The 18,181-nt window shown below is 32.7% G+C and carries 16 protein-coding genes; 9 read left to right on the forward strand and 7 right to left on the reverse strand.

The window, feature by feature from the left end; translation table 11 throughout:
* Positions 1 to 237: 237 nt before the first annotated feature.
* Both Q0975_RS26495 and Q0975_RS26500 read right to left on the reverse strand, forming a co-directional pair.
* Complete coding sequence (locus tag Q0975_RS26495) at positions 238 to 2,541, reverse strand: FdhF/YdeP family oxidoreductase (RefSeq protein ID WP_299443342.1); 2,304 nt, start codon at positions 2,539 to 2,541, stop codon at positions 238 to 240.
* A gap of 203 nt (positions 2,542 to 2,744) precedes the next feature.
* Positions 2,745 to 4,808 carry a putative porin gene (locus tag Q0975_RS26500; RefSeq protein ID WP_299443345.1) on the reverse strand — a complete coding sequence of 688 codons (2,064 nt, stop codon included), beginning with the start codon at positions 4,806 to 4,808 and terminating at the stop codon, positions 2,745 to 2,747.
* Between the two features lie 138 nt (positions 4,809 to 4,946).
* Here Q0975_RS26500 and Q0975_RS26505 point away from each other — a divergent pair, with 138 nt between their 5' ends.
* From Q0975_RS26505 to Q0975_RS26525, 5 genes are all read left to right on the forward strand, one after another.
* Positions 4,947 to 5,549 (forward strand): ribonuclease HII, encoded by a 603-nt coding sequence (locus Q0975_RS26505; protein ID WP_299443348.1) that lies wholly within the window; start codon positions 4,947 to 4,949, stop codon positions 5,547 to 5,549.
* Positions 5,550 to 5,637: 88 nt separating this feature from the next.
* Positions 5,638 to 8,106 (forward strand): ribonuclease HII, encoded by a 2,469-nt coding sequence (locus Q0975_RS26510; RefSeq protein ID WP_299443351.1) that lies wholly within the window; start codon positions 5,638 to 5,640, stop codon positions 8,104 to 8,106.
* Between the two features lie 83 nt (positions 8,107 to 8,189).
* The gene (locus tag Q0975_RS26515) at positions 8,190 to 8,696 is read left to right on the forward strand and encodes a hypothetical protein (protein WP_299443354.1); all 507 of its coding nucleotides are present in this window, start codon (positions 8,190 to 8,192) and stop codon (positions 8,694 to 8,696) included.
* Between the two features lie 104 nt (positions 8,697 to 8,800).
* Positions 8,801 to 9,286: a T9SS type A sorting domain-containing protein gene (locus Q0975_RS26520; RefSeq protein WP_299443357.1), complete on the forward strand. Its 486-nt coding sequence runs from the start codon at positions 8,801 to 8,803 to the stop codon at positions 9,284 to 9,286.
* A gap of 24 nt (positions 9,287 to 9,310) precedes the next feature.
* The gene (locus tag Q0975_RS26525; RefSeq protein WP_299443360.1) at positions 9,311 to 10,339 is read left to right on the forward strand and encodes a hypothetical protein; all 1,029 of its coding nucleotides are present in this window, start codon (positions 9,311 to 9,313) and stop codon (positions 10,337 to 10,339) included.
* 51 nt (positions 10,340 to 10,390) lie between these two features.
* On the opposite strand, the gene lipB is transcribed toward Q0975_RS26525, so the two are convergent.
* Positions 10,391 to 11,107, reverse strand: a complete 717-nt coding sequence (lipB, locus tag Q0975_RS26530) for a lipoyl(octanoyl) transferase LipB (protein WP_299443363.1) — start codon at positions 11,105 to 11,107, stop codon at positions 10,391 to 10,393.
* Positions 11,108 to 11,240: 133 nt separating this feature from the next.
* On the opposite strand from lipB, the gene Q0975_RS26535 reads away from it, so the two are divergent.
* Positions 11,241 to 12,083 (forward strand): hypothetical protein, encoded by an 843-nt coding sequence (locus tag Q0975_RS26535; protein ID WP_299443366.1) that lies wholly within the window; start codon positions 11,241 to 11,243, stop codon positions 12,081 to 12,083.
* Between the two features lie 61 nt (positions 12,084 to 12,144).
* On the opposite strand, the gene Q0975_RS26540 is transcribed toward Q0975_RS26535, so the two are convergent.
* Positions 12,145 to 12,924 (reverse strand): hypothetical protein, encoded by a 780-nt coding sequence (locus Q0975_RS26540; protein WP_299443368.1) that lies wholly within the window; start codon positions 12,922 to 12,924, stop codon positions 12,145 to 12,147.
* A 41-nt stretch (positions 12,925 to 12,965) separates the two neighbouring features.
* The gene (locus Q0975_RS26545) at positions 12,966 to 13,124 is read right to left on the reverse strand and encodes a YqaE/Pmp3 family membrane protein (RefSeq protein WP_299443371.1); all 159 of its coding nucleotides are present in this window, start codon (positions 13,122 to 13,124) and stop codon (positions 12,966 to 12,968) included.
* A gap of 119 nt (positions 13,125 to 13,243) precedes the next feature.
* On the opposite strand from Q0975_RS26545, the gene Q0975_RS26550 reads away from it, so the two are divergent.
* From Q0975_RS26550 to Q0975_RS26560, 3 genes are all read left to right on the forward strand, one after another.
* Positions 13,244 to 14,305, forward strand: a complete 1,062-nt coding sequence (locus Q0975_RS26550) for a helix-turn-helix transcriptional regulator (protein ID WP_299443373.1) — start codon at positions 13,244 to 13,246, stop codon at positions 14,303 to 14,305.
* A gap of 277 nt (positions 14,306 to 14,582) precedes the next feature.
* Complete coding sequence (locus Q0975_RS26555) at positions 14,583 to 15,071, forward strand: DUF1573 domain-containing protein (protein WP_299443376.1); 489 nt, start codon at positions 14,583 to 14,585, stop codon at positions 15,069 to 15,071.
* A 328-nt stretch (positions 15,072 to 15,399) separates the two neighbouring features.
* Positions 15,400 to 16,287 carry a thioredoxin family protein gene (locus Q0975_RS26560; RefSeq protein WP_299443379.1) on the forward strand — a complete coding sequence of 296 codons (888 nt, stop codon included), beginning with the start codon at positions 15,400 to 15,402 and terminating at the stop codon, positions 16,285 to 16,287.
* 77 nt (positions 16,288 to 16,364) lie between these two features.
* On the opposite strand, the gene Q0975_RS26565 is transcribed toward Q0975_RS26560, so the two are convergent.
* The gene (locus tag Q0975_RS26565; RefSeq protein WP_299443382.1) at positions 16,365 to 16,562 is read right to left on the reverse strand and encodes a hypothetical protein; all 198 of its coding nucleotides are present in this window, start codon (positions 16,560 to 16,562) and stop codon (positions 16,365 to 16,367) included.
* A gap of 136 nt (positions 16,563 to 16,698) precedes the next feature.
* Positions 16,699 to 17,895 carry a hypothetical protein gene (locus Q0975_RS26570; protein WP_299443385.1) on the reverse strand — a complete coding sequence of 399 codons (1,197 nt, stop codon included), beginning with the start codon at positions 17,893 to 17,895 and terminating at the stop codon, positions 16,699 to 16,701.
* Positions 17,896 to 18,181: the final 286 nt, after the last annotated feature.

The raw sequence follows: 18,181 nt of genomic DNA on the forward strand, positions 1-18,181 counted from the left end.
TCAAACTAAATCTTCTTCAATGAACTCTCCAAATTAAAGCCTTATGCTTATCCGTTGGCGGGTGCAAACCTACAACCTATTATTAGATAAATAACAAAATTTTTGAAGTTTTTTTTAACCTTTTCATAACACCTTGAGAACATAACTTTTACAATTAAAAAAAACTATTCTACTTCTACATTTCCTATATTAATAGGTCCTATATATATAAGGAAACACAAAATCATAAGAAAAAGATTAATCTATTGTTCTTTCTAAGGTAATCACGATAGACTTACTAATCGGCGTATTACTTTTATCTGCATAATGATTATAAGGCACCAATACATTGGTCTCAGGAAAATAAGATGCTACATTCCCTTTGGGTATATTATAAGGAACTACTAAGAAATTAGATGCTTTTCTTTCTTTATCATCATATAAACTTATCATGTTAATGACATCAAACTTTTTCAGTCCACGTTTATTCATATCCTGAACATTCATTAAAACAATGCGCCTCTCATTATAAATTCCGCGATAACGATCATCTAAACCATAAATAGTTGTATTAAATTGATCGTGCGAACGAATTGTCATTAATAACAACTCATTTTCTTTTAAAGTATGCCCTGGCAAATCACAACAACTAAATTGTGCTTTGCCTTCTGGAAGTTTACTGAAATCTAAATCTCTTACATTATTAGGCAGATAGAAACCGGAACCTTTTGATCTGGTATTTACATCATCGAATCCTTTGATTACTTTTCCTATCTTTTCTCGAATCAATTCATAATCTTCACCCAGTTGTTTCCATTTTACAGGATGCTCTTCTTTAAAATATGCATTTGCAATTCCACCTATTATTTCAGGCTCACTAACAAGGTTATCTGAAGCAGGTTGTAGCATTCCTTTAGATCGATGTACTTTACCCATACTATTTTCTACAGTAAAATACCTTGGCTCCCCTTCTTTTTGATCTAATTCCGACCGCCCTAATGTTGGCAATATCAAACTTGTTTTACCTGCCACTAAGTGTGTTCTATTCAACTTAGTACTTATATTGACTGTCAGTTCACAATTCTGAAGTGCTTCTGCAGTATATTCTGTATCTGATGCCGCTGATAAAAAATTACCTCCAAGAGCGATAAAAATTTTTGCTTTACCTTCATTCATAGCTTTTATGGAATGCACGGTGTCTAAGCCTTCTTTATCTGGAGGCGCAAAACCAAAAGTTTTTTTGATCGATTCGTTAAGTACTGGTGAAACGTGATGCATGATTCCAACGGTTCGATCTCCCTGCACATTACTATGCCCTCTAACAGGGCAAGTTCCTGCGCCAGGTTTCCCTAAGCTTCCTTTGAGCAGCAAAAGATTGACACATTCTTTTATATTATTGACTCCATTTTTATGTTGTGTTAACCCCATTGCCCAACAGATGATAATTTTACTTCTTGTTGCCAGCAACTGAACCACATTGTCAATTAACCTTTCTTCTACTCCACATAACTCAATTAGCTCTTCTTCTGAATATTTCTCAAGATCCTTAAGGAGTTCTTCATAACCATTCGTATAGGTTTCGATAAATTGATGATCAAACACATTTTTATCCTTTCTGTCTATAGTAGCTAGTTTCTTCTGAATCACTTTTAACAAAGAAACATCTTGATTTATCTTTACTTGTAGATGTATATCTGTTAACGAAGCTCCAGAAGCCAATACTCCCTTAATTTCTTGAGGATTTTTAAACCTTATCAGTCCTGCTTCTTCTAGAGGGTTAACACTAATTATTTTGCCTCCATTTTCCTTACACTTCTGTAAAGCTGATAACATTCTAGGGTGATTTGTTCCAGGATTTTGTCCTATCACCATCACTATTTCTGCTTGATCAAAATCCTCTAGCTTCACAGACCCTTTACCTATCCCTAAGGTTTCATTAAGTGCTACTCCACTAGATTCGTGACACATATTAGAGCAATCCGGCATATTATTCGTACCAAAAGCTCTTACAAACAAACCGTATAAAAAAGCCGCTTCGTTACTGGATCTACCTGAAGTATAGAATACTCCTTGATCTGGAGTATCTAATCCTCGTAATTTCTCTGCAATTAAGTCAAATGCATCTTGCCAGGATATAGGTTCATAATGAATACTATCTGGCTTCAAAACCATAGGTTCTGTAAGTCTTCCACTTTTTCCGATTTGGTAATCGGACCAATTAGAAAGCTCTTCCACAGAATATTTAGCAAAAAAATCTCTATCGACCCTTTTGTTTGTAGCTTCTTCTGCAAGTGCTTTTGCTCCATTTTCGCAGTATTCACCCAATTTAGACGGTTTCTCTGGATCCGGCCAGGCACAACCAGGACAATCAAATCCATCCTTCTGATTCATTTGAGAAAGACCGCTCATCGATTTTACAACGCCCATTTCTTTAAACGCATGCTGCAGCGCTACCTTAACTGCAGGAAGTCCTGCGGCATATGTTGCCGGTTTTTGTAATTTGATTCCGGTAAATGTTTCAGGTCCTAAAACGGATATATTTCGTTTCTTGATAGTACTCATGGTATATTGAAAATAAAAAGAGAGTGATCTATACCAAAGATACGTCTTACTATCTATTTATGACAGGGAGTAACCAAGGATTTTCTTTACTTTAACCCGCATTATGCATTAGAAAATCTTGCACCAGGGATAGTAGTGGAAATCCCGCATCCGCCATAAGCGGAGAGGAATTGAAACGAATAGCCCGCTCGGGTGCCCTAAATTTATAAAAAGAAATTCCAAACCAGACCAAAACGGATCACGGCATCACGTGGTGCATATCCAGGTGCAGAAAACTCTTTATTTTGACTAAAGGCTTCTCCAAAGTTTTCTACTTTAAAATAGATTCTTGTTTGTCTAATTTTGGCATTAAAAAAGATATCAAATTGAGGAAAGCCGCCAAAATTTTGTGTTGTATCTCCGGCTTCATCTGTTTTATCTACATCATTAAAATAATCTATTTCATTTTGATTTTGCACATAAAACTCAGATAATACTGGATCATACCCGTCCGCGTCATATTCTGAATAATACTTAAAGGTGACTCCTGTTTGTAAAAACAACGCTCGCTTAAACCAGTGATCTTGGTAGTATACACTATTACGGGTAACTACATTTGGGATTCTATAAACCTCACCTCCTGTTACATTCTGATATACAATCGAATTATCCATCCCTAACCAACCAAAATTCAGGTTTTGAGACAACTTAAGTTTTAAAAGCTCTATTTTTCCATCATACTGTTCTGGAATCGTTAGAGAATCTACATTTTTAGTGAAATAGGTGTAATTATCAATTGTGGTAAAACTAGCTTCTAGATTAGCATATTTCTTGACCTTAATATTAGCCTGAATCTTTTGTGTTTCTACATTTTTGAAATTAACTGAAGAAGGATTCAGATTAGTATCGTTATTATAATTCTGCCAATTGTACCCCACATAATCACTTTGATACAATAAGAAATTATAATTAGGTGCTGTGGAATTTGTACTTATTCCTAATTGTAATCCATAATCATTAAGCTGATATCCAGCAGAAGCATTTAAATAGTAACCATCAAAATCTCCTGATACGATAGACATACCATTAGCGGCTAGCTCAAATCCTTTATAATTCTTTTGATATGATCCTCCTACTGAGAATACATCTCCTTTTATTCTATTAGTGATATCGGTGCCATCTTCTAAGGTAAGAATGGTATTATATCCATAATTATAATCAGAAAATCCTGCATTGATTCTTAGATTACCCAGCCACTTATTATTGACATCCAAAAATAATTGATTGGTAAAATCTTCTAGTGCCACTTTATCTGTCAATGCGCCTGAATTTTCATAAGATTCTCCAAAAAGATCATTAGGTGCAGTCTGGTCAAACTGAAACGACTTATCGGTTATATCCAATATATGTCCAACTGCTATATCAGTGTTCGTGCTATCCGTTTTCTTAATAATCGAGTAGCTGTGATTTAGATAAAATCTTTTTCCAAGCAAAATACTCTCTGCATTTTCAAAATTAACTTCAATCGAGCCTCTATCCGAAAACTCATCAGCATCCTGAAATTCTGTAGTATTATTAAGATATTGATTGAGTCCTCTTTCTGACAAGCCTCCATTTTCCTCACCTAATAGATCTTGAGACACAAAATGTGTTTTTATCTTATACCTATCATTTTTTGTGGAATAATTAGCCGTTGCTCTAAAATTACCTGTACTGGTTAACACATGTTGATATTTACCTAAAGATCGATTTCCTTTATAAGCGATTGAAAGGTTCAATCTAGGAGAAGTATTTACGGTAAGAAATGCATCTAACTGTTGTCCCTGCTCAAAGGTTGTTTTAAAATATATTTCTGTAAGTGGTGTAGGCACATTATAGTACTTAATATCATCCGCTTCTATAAAATTAAAATGCCTAGATCTAGCTCCAAAAAGTGGTAACAAATGATTCCTCTCCTCTACTTTAATAAGACTATTATAACTCTGTCCAACGTTATTTATGGGTTGTAGTCCAAAATCATCTCGGCGTAAATAATTAAAATTATAATCTTTTTGAATTGTTAAAGTAGTATCTACAAAAGTAGTGTCATTCTTTATGTCAATAATCTTGTAAGTAGTAATAGAAGGTTTTTCTTTGAGTTTTTTTGTTGCAAGCTTTCTTTTTTTATCAAAAGACGGCTTCTTTTCAATAGTCGTTTTTCCTTCCTCTATCTCCAACTCATTGCCTTCCTGAGCCAAGGTTATTGATCCTATAAGAAGTATAATTATAAATACTAAGTTCTTTTTCATCTAAATAATAAACTGTTGGCAAAAATATACTTTTTTAACGAAAGTTGATGATATGGATTGCCCGTTTTAGTACTAAGTTTTTTTCTTGATTCTTAAAAATAGTTTTCTGATCTTCTATTCATACGTTATCTTCGTAGTATGCTCGAATTAAAATTAAAACCTGATCTCATCGAATGCGGTACTGATGAGGCTGGTCGGGGTTGCCTGGCAGGACCGGTAACCGCCGCTGCCATTATTCTGCCTGATGATTTTAGCAATGACATCTTAAATGATTCTAAACAACTCAGCGAAGCAAAACGAAAATTATTAAGACCGCTATTAGAAGACTGCTCAATTACCTATGGTGTGACACATATTTACATGGAAGAGATTGATAAAATTAATATTTTAAATGCTTCTATATTAGGAATGCAAAAATCTATAGCGCAATTAACGCCTCAACCAGAACATATCTCTGTAGACGGAAATAGATTTAAACCATATGACGATATACCTTATACCTGCGTTATCAAAGGTGATGGTAAGTATATGAATATAGCCGCCGCATCTGTGCTAGCAAAAACCTATCGTGATGAATATATGGAAAAAATTCATGAGGAATTCCCGATGTACAACTGGAAAAAAAACAAAGGATATCCCACTGTAGAGCATCGTGATGCTATCAGAAAATATGGTATTACTAAATATCACAGAAAAAGTTTTAGATTATTACCAGAACAGCTCACACTAGAGTTCAAATAATTATCTTTGACACCTAAGGCGCATTTGGTGATGATATGCGAAATGATGAGGCTCTCGAAAAATAAAGAATAAAAAGGAAAACAAACACATGAAAAAAATAGTTGTAATTCTAATATCCACAATTGTTTTAGCTTGTAACACAACTACTGAAAAACCTAACACGCTTATCGACTACATCCCGAAGGATGCTCAGGTGATACTAAAAATCAACGATCTGGAGCAGACTAAAAATATGTTACGAGATAATGATTTCTTGAAAAAAAACAATGATTTAGAGTTTTTTACATATTTTAAAGCGCTCCCTATATTAGATCAGATTAATCAACCTAAAGGTCTATTATGTTTTTCTCCCATTGGTAAAAATGATTTTGAATACACCTATATTTCAAAGTTTGACCTTTCTATTATCAATAAAGATTCTTTGAATCAAAAAACAATTGAAAACATATCTTATTCTAACAAAACAATTCATAAAGTAACTTCAGGAGGCAACACTTTTTTTGCTACAAAGCAAGATAGTTTACTCATTGCTTCTTCTTCTAAAATATTAATAGAAAATGCTATTCGTCAGCAAGAGAATAAGATTTCAGTAAATGAAGATCTTCTCAAAGCATACGATGTTTCTGATACAAAAAATCCGATAGCAGTTTTAGTTAACGGAAAACAATTAAAAGAAATTCACACTTCTTTATTACCTAATAAAGAATTATCTGGATTATCAAATTTTAGCGGCTGGATTTCTATGGATGCCAAGCTAGAGCAAAATGCTATGTATATCGATGGAATTGCTATAGAAAAAGATTCATTATCCACTACCATTGGTATTTTTGACAACACTATTGCTCAGGAAAATCGAATTTCGGAAATAACTCCTATCACCGCCGATGGATTTATCTCGTATACCTATGATGATTTTTATGCACTAAAAAAGAATTTGGCATTAGCTCAAGATCGAGAAATAGAGAATATTCCTGATGATCTTGACGAACTGTTATCTGGGGTTTCTGAAATTGGAATGATTTTTATGGAAAGCGAGACGGTTTTAACCTTAACCTCTTTAGCTCCTGAAAACACATTAGAACAATTGGCGGGATCCGCATCTGGATCTTACAGAGATATTGCTATTTTTAGTTATGAAGAAACCACTACGTTTTCGGGCTTATTAAAACCATTAATTCCTGAATTAGAAGCTAAATTCTATTTTATATATGAAGATCATATTGTATTCTCTTCTTCTAAAAATGGTTTACAAACTATTATTGCTAACATCCTTAATAAAACAGTTTTACAAGAACAGCTATACTACTCCAATACGTTGGAAAAACTATCAGACCAATCTTCGATATTGATGGTGAGTTCTATTAAACATCTAAAGAATTATATTACTTCTAATGTAGATGAATCTAAACAAAAACAATGGAGTGAATCTAAAACTAAAGGATATCAGATAGGTGCATTGCAAGTAATCAAAGAAAGTAATTTTGCCCATATTCATGGAGTTTTCCAGAAGAATATTGCCAAAGGTTCTGCTACTTCGGTTACTCAAACAACCTCTACTACTTTAGAAAACAAAATATTAAACACCCCTTTACTAGTTCAAAACCATAGAACCAAGGGCATGGATATTGCAGTTCAGGACGTCGATAATAATCTTTATTTAATTTCTGACAAAGGAACTATTTTTTGGAAAAAACAAATTAATGGAGCCATTATGGGCGATATCCGACAAATTGATATTTATAAAAACGGTAGATATCAGCTCTTATTTAATACAGAAAACACATTATACCTAGTGGATAGAGATGGAAACGATGTGAGTTCTTATCCCAAAAAGTTTGAAAAATCTATTACACAACCACTTTCGTTATTTGATTATGACAAAAACAAACGTTATCGTATCCTTATTACGCAAGGCAACGAAGTAAGCATGCTAGATGCTGAAGGAAAAGTAGTAACTGGTTTTGGATTTAAAGGAACAGAAACTAATCTTATCATGCCTCCTAAACACATTCGTATAGGAAGCAAGGATTACATTCTTATATCGGAAGAAAATGGAAAACTAAATATTTTAGATCGCTTGGGAAGAACTAGAGTGTCTGTAAAAGAGAGTATTGATTTCTCTACGAATCAATGGCAACAATATCAAAATAAATTCACATCCCTTACCAAAGATGGAAAACTAATCCAAATTCCATCTGATGGTACAATATCTTTAATGGATAAAGAACTAAATGCAAACAGCTCATTAGTAGCTACTAATAAAACATTAGTTACTTTTTCTGAAAACAAATTATCGATTAAAGAGAAAACCTTAGAGCTTGATTTTGGTGTCTATACCAAACCTCAAATATTTTATATCAATAATAAGATATATGTTGCGATTACAGATATACAATCCAAAAAAGTATACTTGTATGACAGCAATGCAGAATTGTTTCCCAATTTTCCGGTATATGGAAATTCTATAATCAGCCTCGGCAATATGGATAAAGATCCTAATCTAGAATTTGCGGTTCAAGGTGAAGAGAATAGTATTTTAATTTATCAGATAAACTAAAACATCCTTCTATTTAATTTTAGTTCTATGTTGACTTTTTGATTATGTGTCTCACTAATGTAAAACAACGTAATTAAAAAGTCATGAAAACATTAAAAATTTTATCCATATTATGCTTTACAGTTTTATTTGTTACTTGTGATAGCGACGATGATTCTGCTCCCATAGTAACTGCAGACTTAGAAGCTACTTCTATTACTTTTTCTATAATCAAGGATACAGATTTAGCAGGAACGGCAACAATTAAAGGTATCATCACCAATATTGGAGATGCCGATTTTAATTCCTCTATAGGACAGCAAACTATAAACTTATATCAAAGAAATCTTGGAGCGTCTGCACCTGGAGATTTAGTAGAAACAATAAATTTCGTAAACATTGCTGCGGGTGATAGCTTAGCCATTCGTTATACAAGACCTTGGAATGCTTCATCTCCTGCTGAAGGTGAGTTCCCGCCTGAATACAGAATAGTCTTAGACTATGATCCTGATATCTTCATAGATGGTAATGATAACAATGACGATGTAGATCTAACAAATAATGAGTTAACTGTTAGCGGATCAGGAATCAATGATCTTTTTAGAAATTAAGAAACTGCTTTATTCTAAATCTTAAGACTTACTTAGGTATTGTTCTACAAATAAAGCTACGAATCCTTTTCTATAAAAAACCTTCACTTAAAAAAAACAATATTATGAAAACCATATATACGTTGCTACTCTTATGTATTGCTTCGGCCATTCAGGCACAATCGATTGATACGAGCGTAATTTCTAATTCTGGTGATATCAATAGTAATGCATCTCATATTATAAACTTTACCATTGGTGAATCTTTTATTGGCTCCATTACTAATACACAATCCATAGACCAAGGATTTTGGTCTGGTGTTTCTTCTCTAAACGAATTATCTACAGAAGAGTTTACGGACGGCAATAGTATCGTGACGATATATCCCAATCCAGCATCGGATTTCTTTACAATTAGGATTCCGGATATTCATAACTACACTGTCTCTTTATACAACCTTAGCGGTCAATTGGTATTTTCTCAAAAGGTTAATGCTACACTGCTAGGAAATCAAATTGATATCAGCTCCCTGTCACAAGGAGTCTATATATTAAATCTGTCGGTTCCTGAAACCAATGAAAAAAAGACATTTAAAATCATCAAAAAATAATCTCATTTCATAAACTATAAAATCATGAAAAAAATAATAAACATTTTTTTAATCTTCAGTGCACTATTCTTTTGTACACTAGTATCCGCTCAATCCGCACAAAAAAACTTTATCAACTATCAAGGAGTTGCCAGAAGCGCTAGCGGTGATATTCTTTCTGATGAATCTATTAATATACAAATAGCTATAAAATTTGGAGCTCCAGATATTGCAGCTAGCTATGTAGAAAATCATACAGTAACTAGTAATGCTAATGGTGTATTTGGTTTATTAATTGGTAGTGGAACTGCTGTTACAGGTGACTTTGACACACTACAATGGAGAGGAATTGCATCTTATGTAACGGTATCCATAAACGGAGCTGAAGTTGGAACTAATGAATTAATGGCGGTACCCTATGCAATCACATCTGGAGATACCAGATGGTTTTCTAATGGCAATGATATCGAGAATATAAATAGTGGAAACGTAGGAATTGATAGAACTCCTACGGCTAAATTAGATGTAAATGGAGATTTAAAACTAGAAAACGGTACGTCTGTTAATGAAATCTCTACAGATGCTACACTTGGAAGTAATAGTGATAATGCGGTTCCAACAGAAAGAGCTGTAAAAACGTATGTGGATAATGCAACTGCTGCAACTACACCAGTTGTTTTTAAAGTTAGAGGTAATGGATTTGCTGTAAAAGATTTAGATGCCAACACAACTATAGAAACAGATATTTGGGATATCAGAACTTATGACACGCGTAACGCATTTAACACCACGACCAAAAGATTTGTTGTACCAGAAAGCGGATATTATTATCTACATGCTGTAGTGAGACAATCCAATGCTGTAACCACTTCTTTCTTTAGAATTAGCTTTAATGTAGATACCGGAGTTGATTTTACACAAATTGTAGATGGAGATGATGTTAAAACAGATGTTAGCGGTATTTATTTTCTCAATGTTGGACAAGAAGTATTTGTATCCTTAAGAAACTTTGGTGCTGGTGATGTACGAATAGACGGAACTGGTAGTTGGTTTGAAGGATATAAAATAAATTAACCCCAACCTATTTGATTTGTTTAGTTTTTAGTCAAAGAAAACCGAAGTCATTTATACTTCGGTTTTTTGTTGTATCATTTCTGCTTCAAACAGATTTTTAAAATGCTTTAAGAGTTTTTCTTTTACTTCTTCAATATTTACTTTTTCTACTCCCAATTCTACATTTAAGGAAGTCACCGCTTTATCATTAATCCCACAAGGAATAATATTATCAAAATATCCGAGATCTGCATTTACATTAAACGCAAAACCATGCATCGTAACCCATCTACTTGCTCTAACACCCATTGCACAAATCTTACGAGCGAACGGAGTTCCTACATCTAGCCAAACTCCAGTTTCTCCATCACTTCTCACTCCTTTGATACCATATTCTGCTAAAGTAAAAATGATCATTTCTTCCAGAAAACGTAGGTATTTATGAATATCTGTAAAGAAATTATCAAGATCCAGAATTGGATATCCTACTATTTGTCCAGGTCCATGGTAGGTGATATCGCCACCACGATTAATTTTATAAAAAGTAGCTCCTTTTTGTTGCAGTTGTTCTTCATTCAACAATAAATTACTAATATCGCCACTCTTACCTAAGGTATATACATGAGGATGTTCTACAAAAAGAAAATAGTTACTCGTATCCAGATTAGCATCTTCTCTTCTATTCTTAATTTTTGTATCTAGAATCCCTTTAAAAAGCTCTTCTTGATACTCCCAGGTTTCCTTAAAATCCTTTAAACCCAACTCTTGTAGTTCTATCTTCTTATTCATTATTGCAAAGATACGAGATTAAAAATAGCCTAACTTAATTATCCTTTTCTGTTGAAGGTTTTCAAAAAGAATTAAATCCCCTTTATAATTTAGAATACTATATTTGCACTTTTAAAATTCTAAAGTCCCTAAAATGAAAAATTTACAGTTAGTTTTAACTTGTTTGTTAATGACAGCCTTCGCTTCTGCTCAAAAAGTAAAAGTCAAAAAAGGAGAAGTTTTTATTAATAAAGTAAAAGTAGCACACATAGAAAAAATAAAAGGTGATGGTCCTAAATATTATCAGATAAGCGATATTGAAAAGGCTCCTCTTTTTAAAGCACAAGAAATTCGTGAAGAATCACTACTTTTTGGTGCTGATAAAACATTTCCGTTCCGCGCTTATTATGGAGATCAAATAGTCGATACCATTGTGATCAATAAAAAAAATTACTGGTTGTCCGAAAAACGTGTTATACAGTATGCTTTAGAAATTGGAATATTCTCTACTAATGGTTTTGATCCATCAAAAACTAAAGAAATTGCTTCTCAAACACCTAAACGACCTGACTGGATCTTAGAGAGATTAGACGAAGAAAAAGAGTTTTTAGCTGGAAAAGGTCATAAAGTGGAAAGAAACTTTGATGACACTGATGTTTTTATAAAATCATATGCTGCTAAAAATGCTATCAGCCAACTTAATAAAAGTATGGTTACTCAGATGAAATTTGATATTTATCAGGGTAATACAGATGGTGAGCATGTTTTGATCGGTCGTGCTATCTATGAAAACGGAACTGTAAAAGGAGAATACTTATTTGTTTTTAATACTAAAAAAGTTCCTGTTGGATCATACAATAAAGCAACTTTTAAAATTTACGACCTTAATGAGGAACAAGGGTTGTTAGATCACGATCTTGGTTCATTGAGCGCAGACAAACGGAAAAACACTGTTCGCGATATGGCAATAAAACTAATTCGAAAAGGAGTTTTATAATCCTCAAAAATACTATTGAAGCTAAAAAAAGAGGCGGTTTAAATTAAACCGCCTCTTTTTTTTATTTTTCTAATTCTACCTCTACATCCAGTAATGTAGGATCTTCCATATATTCCAGAAAACCTACTTCTAACGTAAAGCTTTTTCCGTCCTGACTAAACAAAGCCTTCTCGGCGGATATCTTTTTAATTTTCTTCGGAAAGTGATAATTGATCTTATATTTAGAACTAGCCAAAAACATCTTCATTTGCTCTAAACTATCCAAGCTCATTTTTAGTTTCTCTCTATCTAAAATTTCGGTAACTCTTTTAAATTTATTCCCTTTAAAAGTATATGAAACCTTAGTTGGGTCATCGCCTTCAGGGTTAGACAAAGGATCACTAGCTTTACCTACAGAGCTTCCAGCGTTTTTACCACCTAAAGCAGAAGCCGTTTTAAAGTCATTAAATAAATTCCCTAAATCCGACACATCTTTAAATTCAGAGTATAAGTCAAATTTCATTTCATATGTTTTAGGATCCATAAACATATGCATTTTGAAATTCTCTAATTTCTTTAATCTATCTTGTTCTTCCTGCGATAATTGTGCAATACTATCTTTTTTCTCTTCTAAAAACTCTTTAAAAACCATTAAGGTATCTATCGTTTTTTCTTCTTTCTTCTCTTCTCCTACACCTTCTCCAAGCTTATCTCCTGCCATTTTAAGTAGCTCCGAACCATCAAAATTGAAAGATATTTTTCCGGTTCCATCTTCACTAAGACTTAATTCTTCAGAAAACTGGCATCCTACCAAAAGAATTGCTACCAAAAATACCTGAACCAACAGGGAAACTTTTTTCATATGTTTATTTTTTTTCAATTTCATATACATTAATTAAAAAACTAATTATTGGGATTATTAATAATTACCAGTGCTGCTACCACACCAGGAACCCATCCACACAAGGTTAATAAAAGCACGATTAAAACGGATCCGCATCCTTTATCTAAAACTGCCAGTGGCGGAAAAAAAATCGATAATAAAACTCTCCAAATACTCATAAACAAAAATAAATTAAATAATATAATTATAGGTAGCCTTATATCTTATAATGTTACACCTCTATCTTAAAATTATTTTTATATTGGGGTAGTTTCTAAAAAACATCTGACAATATTATATGAAATGGATAAAAACTATTTTATGTATCTCTTTTTTAATTAGTTCTTCAGCGCTTTGGAGTCAATATAAATTTTCAGGCTATGTTGATACTACCAATAAGGATAGTAACATCTATTTATCACTCATCGAAGATTATAGAAAAATGTCTGGCATCTATCCAGAACAGATTATCCAAAAAGTAAACCCTGACTCTACTGGTTATTTTATGTTCACAGAGAATAATCTTCCATCTCAGAACAGAATCTATCGCATCCACACCGAAAATTGTTCTGAAGCCGATAAAGAATCCATTCATTTTAATGGAATTTGCTTGAACAGTAAAGAGATTCTTTTTATTGCCAAGAATGAAGATACTATTTCACTTCCGTTTACCACTGACGACGAAGTATTTTGTGAAGTAGTCTCCACAAATGAACGCAGTAATACGTTTCTTAAAGTAGATTCTATTATAGAAAATATGCGTTATGCCTTTAGTTCTTATAGAAGTGAAGCCAACAGAAAGGTGAATTCTATAAAATGGTTCAACACCCTACAGGAATATGGTAAAAACCAGAATGAACCTTTGACTGAATTATATATTTATTCATTTCTATCCAATAAATCCAACAATCTATACACCTATTATCTAAAAGATCTAAAACAGAATACTTATTACGACGAATTATTAGAACGGTTAGAAAACACATACCCTAACAGTCCTTATACCAAACAATACAAAACAGAACTGGCTGCAGATAAATTCTCTGTAGAAATTATTACAAGAGAGACCTCATCCTATTGGTTGTGGATCCTCATTTCATTATTAATTGTATCTGGATTATTGAATATTTTTCAGTTTCAAAAATTAAAGAAACATAAGAACTCTAATAAACTAGCAGATAGAAAACTTACGCAACAAGAGAAAAAAATATTGGATTTAATTCTACAAGATAAAACCAATAAAGAAATCGCTTCTCTGTTATTTTTAAGTATTAGTACCATAAAAACACATATCAACAATCTTTATAAGAAAATAGATGTAGAAAATCGAGAAGAGGCAAAAACACTCTATAAGAAATAAATAGGTTTCACTGATATTGTATCAAAAAGGCCATTCTTGATTCCATTTTTCCTGATTCTTCTACGAAAAATCATTCGACCACACGTTTTTTCTTTAAGTAGCTTCAGAACAATCAACTGCTGATTTCATTGGCTTTTCACGCTTACATTTAAAATTCCATCGGGGGTCTAGTCCCTTTTTCAACCTCGTTTTCATTGTTTTTTCACTCACATGTCCAGAGTTTTGATCCTGAATCGAAATTCAAAAAAAATTAATAGTAACTAAAACATTTTAAAACATGAAAACAAAGATTACATCCATAATAACACTAGTAATACTCTCTTGTACTCTACTATCTTGTAACAATCAAACTAAAAATAGTTCTTCTACAGCAGTCGCAATGAAGAATGATCTGAATTCTGCAGAAAAAAATGCAGTTCCATTAATGACTTTTGAAGAAACTGTATTTGATTTTGGTACAGTTACAGAAGGTGATATCCTGAAGCATACCTTTTCATTTACTAATACAGGTAATGCTCCATTGGTTATTGTAAATGCTAAAGGGAGTTGCGGTTGTACAGTTTCTAATTGGCCCAAAGAACCAATTGCTCCTGGTATGACTGAAGAAATGTTAGTGACTTTTAATACCAATGGAAAGCCTAACGCACAAAACAAACAAGTGACCATCACAACAAATACCGCCGCAGGAAAGCAAATACTAAAAATTAAGGCTATGGTAACTCCTAAGACTAAAAATACTACAAGTGGTATTCCTTTAAGTAAATAAAAACGGAAATATAACACGCTATTTCCACAACCTGAGTTCGATATAAAAAAAGATGTAGGTAATGTCTAATTACTTGTAATTATGGGTTTCTTGTTTCCTCTCCCTCTAGGAGAGGATTAAGGTGAGGGCTTTTATTATGAATATCCCCTCATCCTAACCTTCTCCCAAAGGAGAAGGAACTCCTTTAGATAGTAAAACATTAAATAACAGAATATTTAATACCGAACTCTGGCTATTATTGCTGCCTGAGTCTTATAAATCTATATATACTCCTCAGGTTGAAATTAAGTTTCTTTCTGAAAATTCTTAACCTTATCATTCTATACTAATGAAAAAAACACTACTGCTATTCATCTTTTTAAGTATTGGTGCTACCACATTTGCACAAAGCTTTAATCAAGAAATAACGAACACGAAAGGCACACCTAATCTTACAGGAAAAATAAATTTCCAAAAACTAAATACAACTCCTTATCAGACTTGGTTTTCTAAAAACTATGACGCTTATACCCCTAACAAAGAGGTTACTGCTAATATCAAAACCAATTTACAGACATATACCATAAAAGCTTTTTTAGGCACTTGGTGCGGAGATAGTAAAAGAGAGGTTCCGAAATTTTATAAGGTATTAAATGCTAGCAACTTCCCTTTAAATCGATTAACGACTATAGCAGTAGAAGCTGACCGTGAACACTATAAACAAAGTGTAGGTGGCGAACATGAAGGATTAAACATACACAAAGTTCCTACCTTTATTTTCTATAAAGATGGTAAAGAAGTAAATCGTATTGTAGAGTCTCCAAAAAAAACTATTGAAGAAGATATTAGCGATATATTATCCGGAAAATACACACCTAACTACCCTACGGTAACTAAAATAAATACGATTATTACAACGCATGAAACGGATTACCTATCTGAAAATTCTGAAAGCTTGGTTAAAGAACTGCGTACTATTTCAAAAAATTTATATGAATTAAATACGTATGCCAATGTATTGTTCTTTGCTGGTAAGGAAAAAGAAGCTTTAGCGGTACTAAAGTTTAATACCTTATTATTTCCCAAGGAAGCTGATACATATATAAGTTTGGCTAATAAACTAGCAGTTACCAAAAACACATCTGAAGCTATAACGTATTATGAACGCTCTTTGGATTTTAATAAAGATCAAAAAATCAATATCAAAATACAAGAATTGAAAAAGTCATTACAGTAAGTATTAGTTTTCTAAAAAGAAGAGCAATATAAAATCAAAAGTAAAGCGAACCAAGGTTCGCTTTACTGAATTCTTTATTAAAAATTACAAGCTGCGTGCGAAGGTAGCACACAAAAACCATTACAACATATATGATCAGGAACTCCACAGAAAAAAGAATTAGGCGTTAAACATTGGCCGTATTCTCCATCAAAATGAAATCCTCCCTTAATATCTTTCTGCAAAGATTTGTTTATCAACTTAATACCGTTAATTTTTGAAATGTTGTGTAACATAATATATCATTTAAGGTTAATGACATTAAGATATTATGTTTATCAAATCACGGTGTGTTAATTAATAACCTTTAACAGAAAAATACCCCTATTAAAAATTTAATTAACATTTATTTCATCTTGTAGTAGCCGTTTATCAAAAAGCAGTAATTTCTTCTGTAATAGGTTTTATATCCATATGCCTTTCTATCTTTCTTTTGATCGCAGGTGTATTATCTCGATAATCTAACAAAGGAACTAGTAATTTACATCCGTAAATATCGTCTCCACCTTTTCCATTGATTCGATTACTAGCAAAATATCCTGTGTTATTTTCCTCGTTAATGATAAACGTAAAATCGTCTTTCTCACTGTTTATAGGAGCTCCCAAATTATAAATCGACCAGCCAGTTGTTCTATTAGGTAATACCATAAAAATATCCAAACCTCCAAGACCTACATGTCCATCACTGGCAAAAAACAAGGTACCTCTATCACTAATATATGGAAAAGTCTCTCTCCCTGGAGAATTAATCTTATCACCCAAATTTTGTGGGGTACCATAAGTACCGTCCTCAAAAATTTTTACTACATAAAGATCAGATTGCCCATAACTTCCTGGCATATCACTCGCAAAATACATAAATCTACCATCTGGCGATAATGCTGGATTTGCTATAGAGTACTCATCACTACTAAAAGGCAATTCCTCTATGTTTTTCCATTTCCCGTTACTATAATTTGCTTTATATATTTTTAATGAAACATATCCATCAGAATTTCTTTTAAACTTTCTTTTTGAATAATTATTCCTTGTAAAATATACCGTTTTTTGATCCGGACTAAAGGTTGCAGAAGATTCATTAAACTTAGTATTAATCATACCTTTTAGTTTTGACACCCCTTTATCAGGAATATTTTTGCCTGTCATATACAAATCCGAAAAAGGCTCATTGGTGTCTTGCTGAAGGATTACGGATACAGACTTGCTATTACGAGAAGACGCAAATACCAGTTCTCCTTTATAAAAACTAGGTGCATAGTCAGAGTTTTTAGAATTGATTGGTAATGATTCTACTATAAAATTTGTAAACGCATTATTTGTGGAATTTGCGGAATTTGTGGATATAGATCGCTCAGAGAGAAAGTCATAGACTTCCGGTTCTTCTTGATCATAAGACACGGTTGATACTGTAGCTACATCAGTAGCTGTAATAAAATTTACATTGGCTGTTTCTGCAAAAGCATACTCATCTGGAATATTATTAGCTATTGCTAATTGCTTTTGTTGAGAAAATGTTGGATTCAAAAAAAAGAAAAAAACCAGCCCCAAAAGGTTTTTTTGCAATGTCATTGATTACTTTTTTGTTGGTCATGTACAAGGTACATGTAACTTTTACGAAACTATTGCATACAAAAAAACACCTTTGTTTATGGTACTATCATAAACAAACGTCTATATATGCTGTAAAAATCACGATGATGCTATCCCCATAGCGTTAATTGTACTTTGATTTGTGTTATAAAATACAATGTACTGATCCTTAACAAAATAAAGTGTTAAAAAAACAAAAAATAGTTTACAATCTTGTTTTTGTTATAAACAATACAAACCAAATGTTAGTATTCTCCTTGTTTAG

Source organism: uncultured Aquimarina sp. (assembly GCF_947500065.1).
Taxonomy (GTDB): domain Bacteria; phylum Bacteroidota; class Bacteroidia; order Flavobacteriales; family Flavobacteriaceae; genus Aquimarina.

Excerpts from the sequence above, each read along its gene's own strand:
- Q0975_RS26495 (WP_299443342.1), bottom strand. The coding sequence starts at position 2,541 with ATGAGTACTATCAAGAAACGAAATATATCCGTTTTAGGACCTGAAACA.
- Q0975_RS26500 (WP_299443345.1), bottom strand. The coding sequence starts at position 4,808 with ATGAAAAAGAACTTAGTATTTATAATTATACTTCTTATAGGATCAATA.
- Q0975_RS26505 (WP_299443348.1), top strand. The coding sequence starts at position 4,947 with ATGCTCGAATTAAAATTAAAACCTGATCTCATCGAATGCGGTACTGAT.
- Q0975_RS26510 (WP_299443351.1), top strand. The coding sequence starts at position 5,638 with ATGAAAAAAATAGTTGTAATTCTAATATCCACAATTGTTTTAGCTTGT.
- Q0975_RS26515 (WP_299443354.1), top strand. The coding sequence starts at position 8,190 with ATGAAAACATTAAAAATTTTATCCATATTATGCTTTACAGTTTTATTT.
- Q0975_RS26520 (WP_299443357.1), top strand. The coding sequence starts at position 8,801 with ATGAAAACCATATATACGTTGCTACTCTTATGTATTGCTTCGGCCATT.
- Q0975_RS26525 (WP_299443360.1), top strand. The coding sequence starts at position 9,311 with ATGAAAAAAATAATAAACATTTTTTTAATCTTCAGTGCACTATTCTTT.
- lipB (WP_299443363.1), bottom strand. The coding sequence starts at position 11,107 with ATGAATAAGAAGATAGAACTACAAGAGTTGGGTTTAAAGGATTTTAAG.
- Q0975_RS26535 (WP_299443366.1), top strand. The coding sequence starts at position 11,241 with ATGAAAAATTTACAGTTAGTTTTAACTTGTTTGTTAATGACAGCCTTC.
- Q0975_RS26540 (WP_299443368.1), bottom strand. The coding sequence starts at position 12,924 with ATGAAAAAAGTTTCCCTGTTGGTTCAGGTATTTTTGGTAGCAATTCTT.
- Q0975_RS26545 (WP_299443371.1), bottom strand. The coding sequence starts at position 13,124 with ATGAGTATTTGGAGAGTTTTATTATCGATTTTTTTTCCGCCACTGGCA.
- Q0975_RS26550 (WP_299443373.1), top strand. The coding sequence starts at position 13,244 with ATGAAATGGATAAAAACTATTTTATGTATCTCTTTTTTAATTAGTTCT.
- Q0975_RS26555 (WP_299443376.1), top strand. The coding sequence starts at position 14,583 with ATGAAAACAAAGATTACATCCATAATAACACTAGTAATACTCTCTTGT.
- Q0975_RS26560 (WP_299443379.1), top strand. The coding sequence starts at position 15,400 with ATGAAAAAAACACTACTGCTATTCATCTTTTTAAGTATTGGTGCTACC.
- Q0975_RS26565 (WP_299443382.1), bottom strand. The coding sequence starts at position 16,562 with ATGTTACACAACATTTCAAAAATTAACGGTATTAAGTTGATAAACAAA.
- Q0975_RS26570 (WP_299443385.1), bottom strand. The coding sequence starts at position 17,895 with ATGACATTGCAAAAAAACCTTTTGGGGCTGGTTTTTTTCTTTTTTTTG.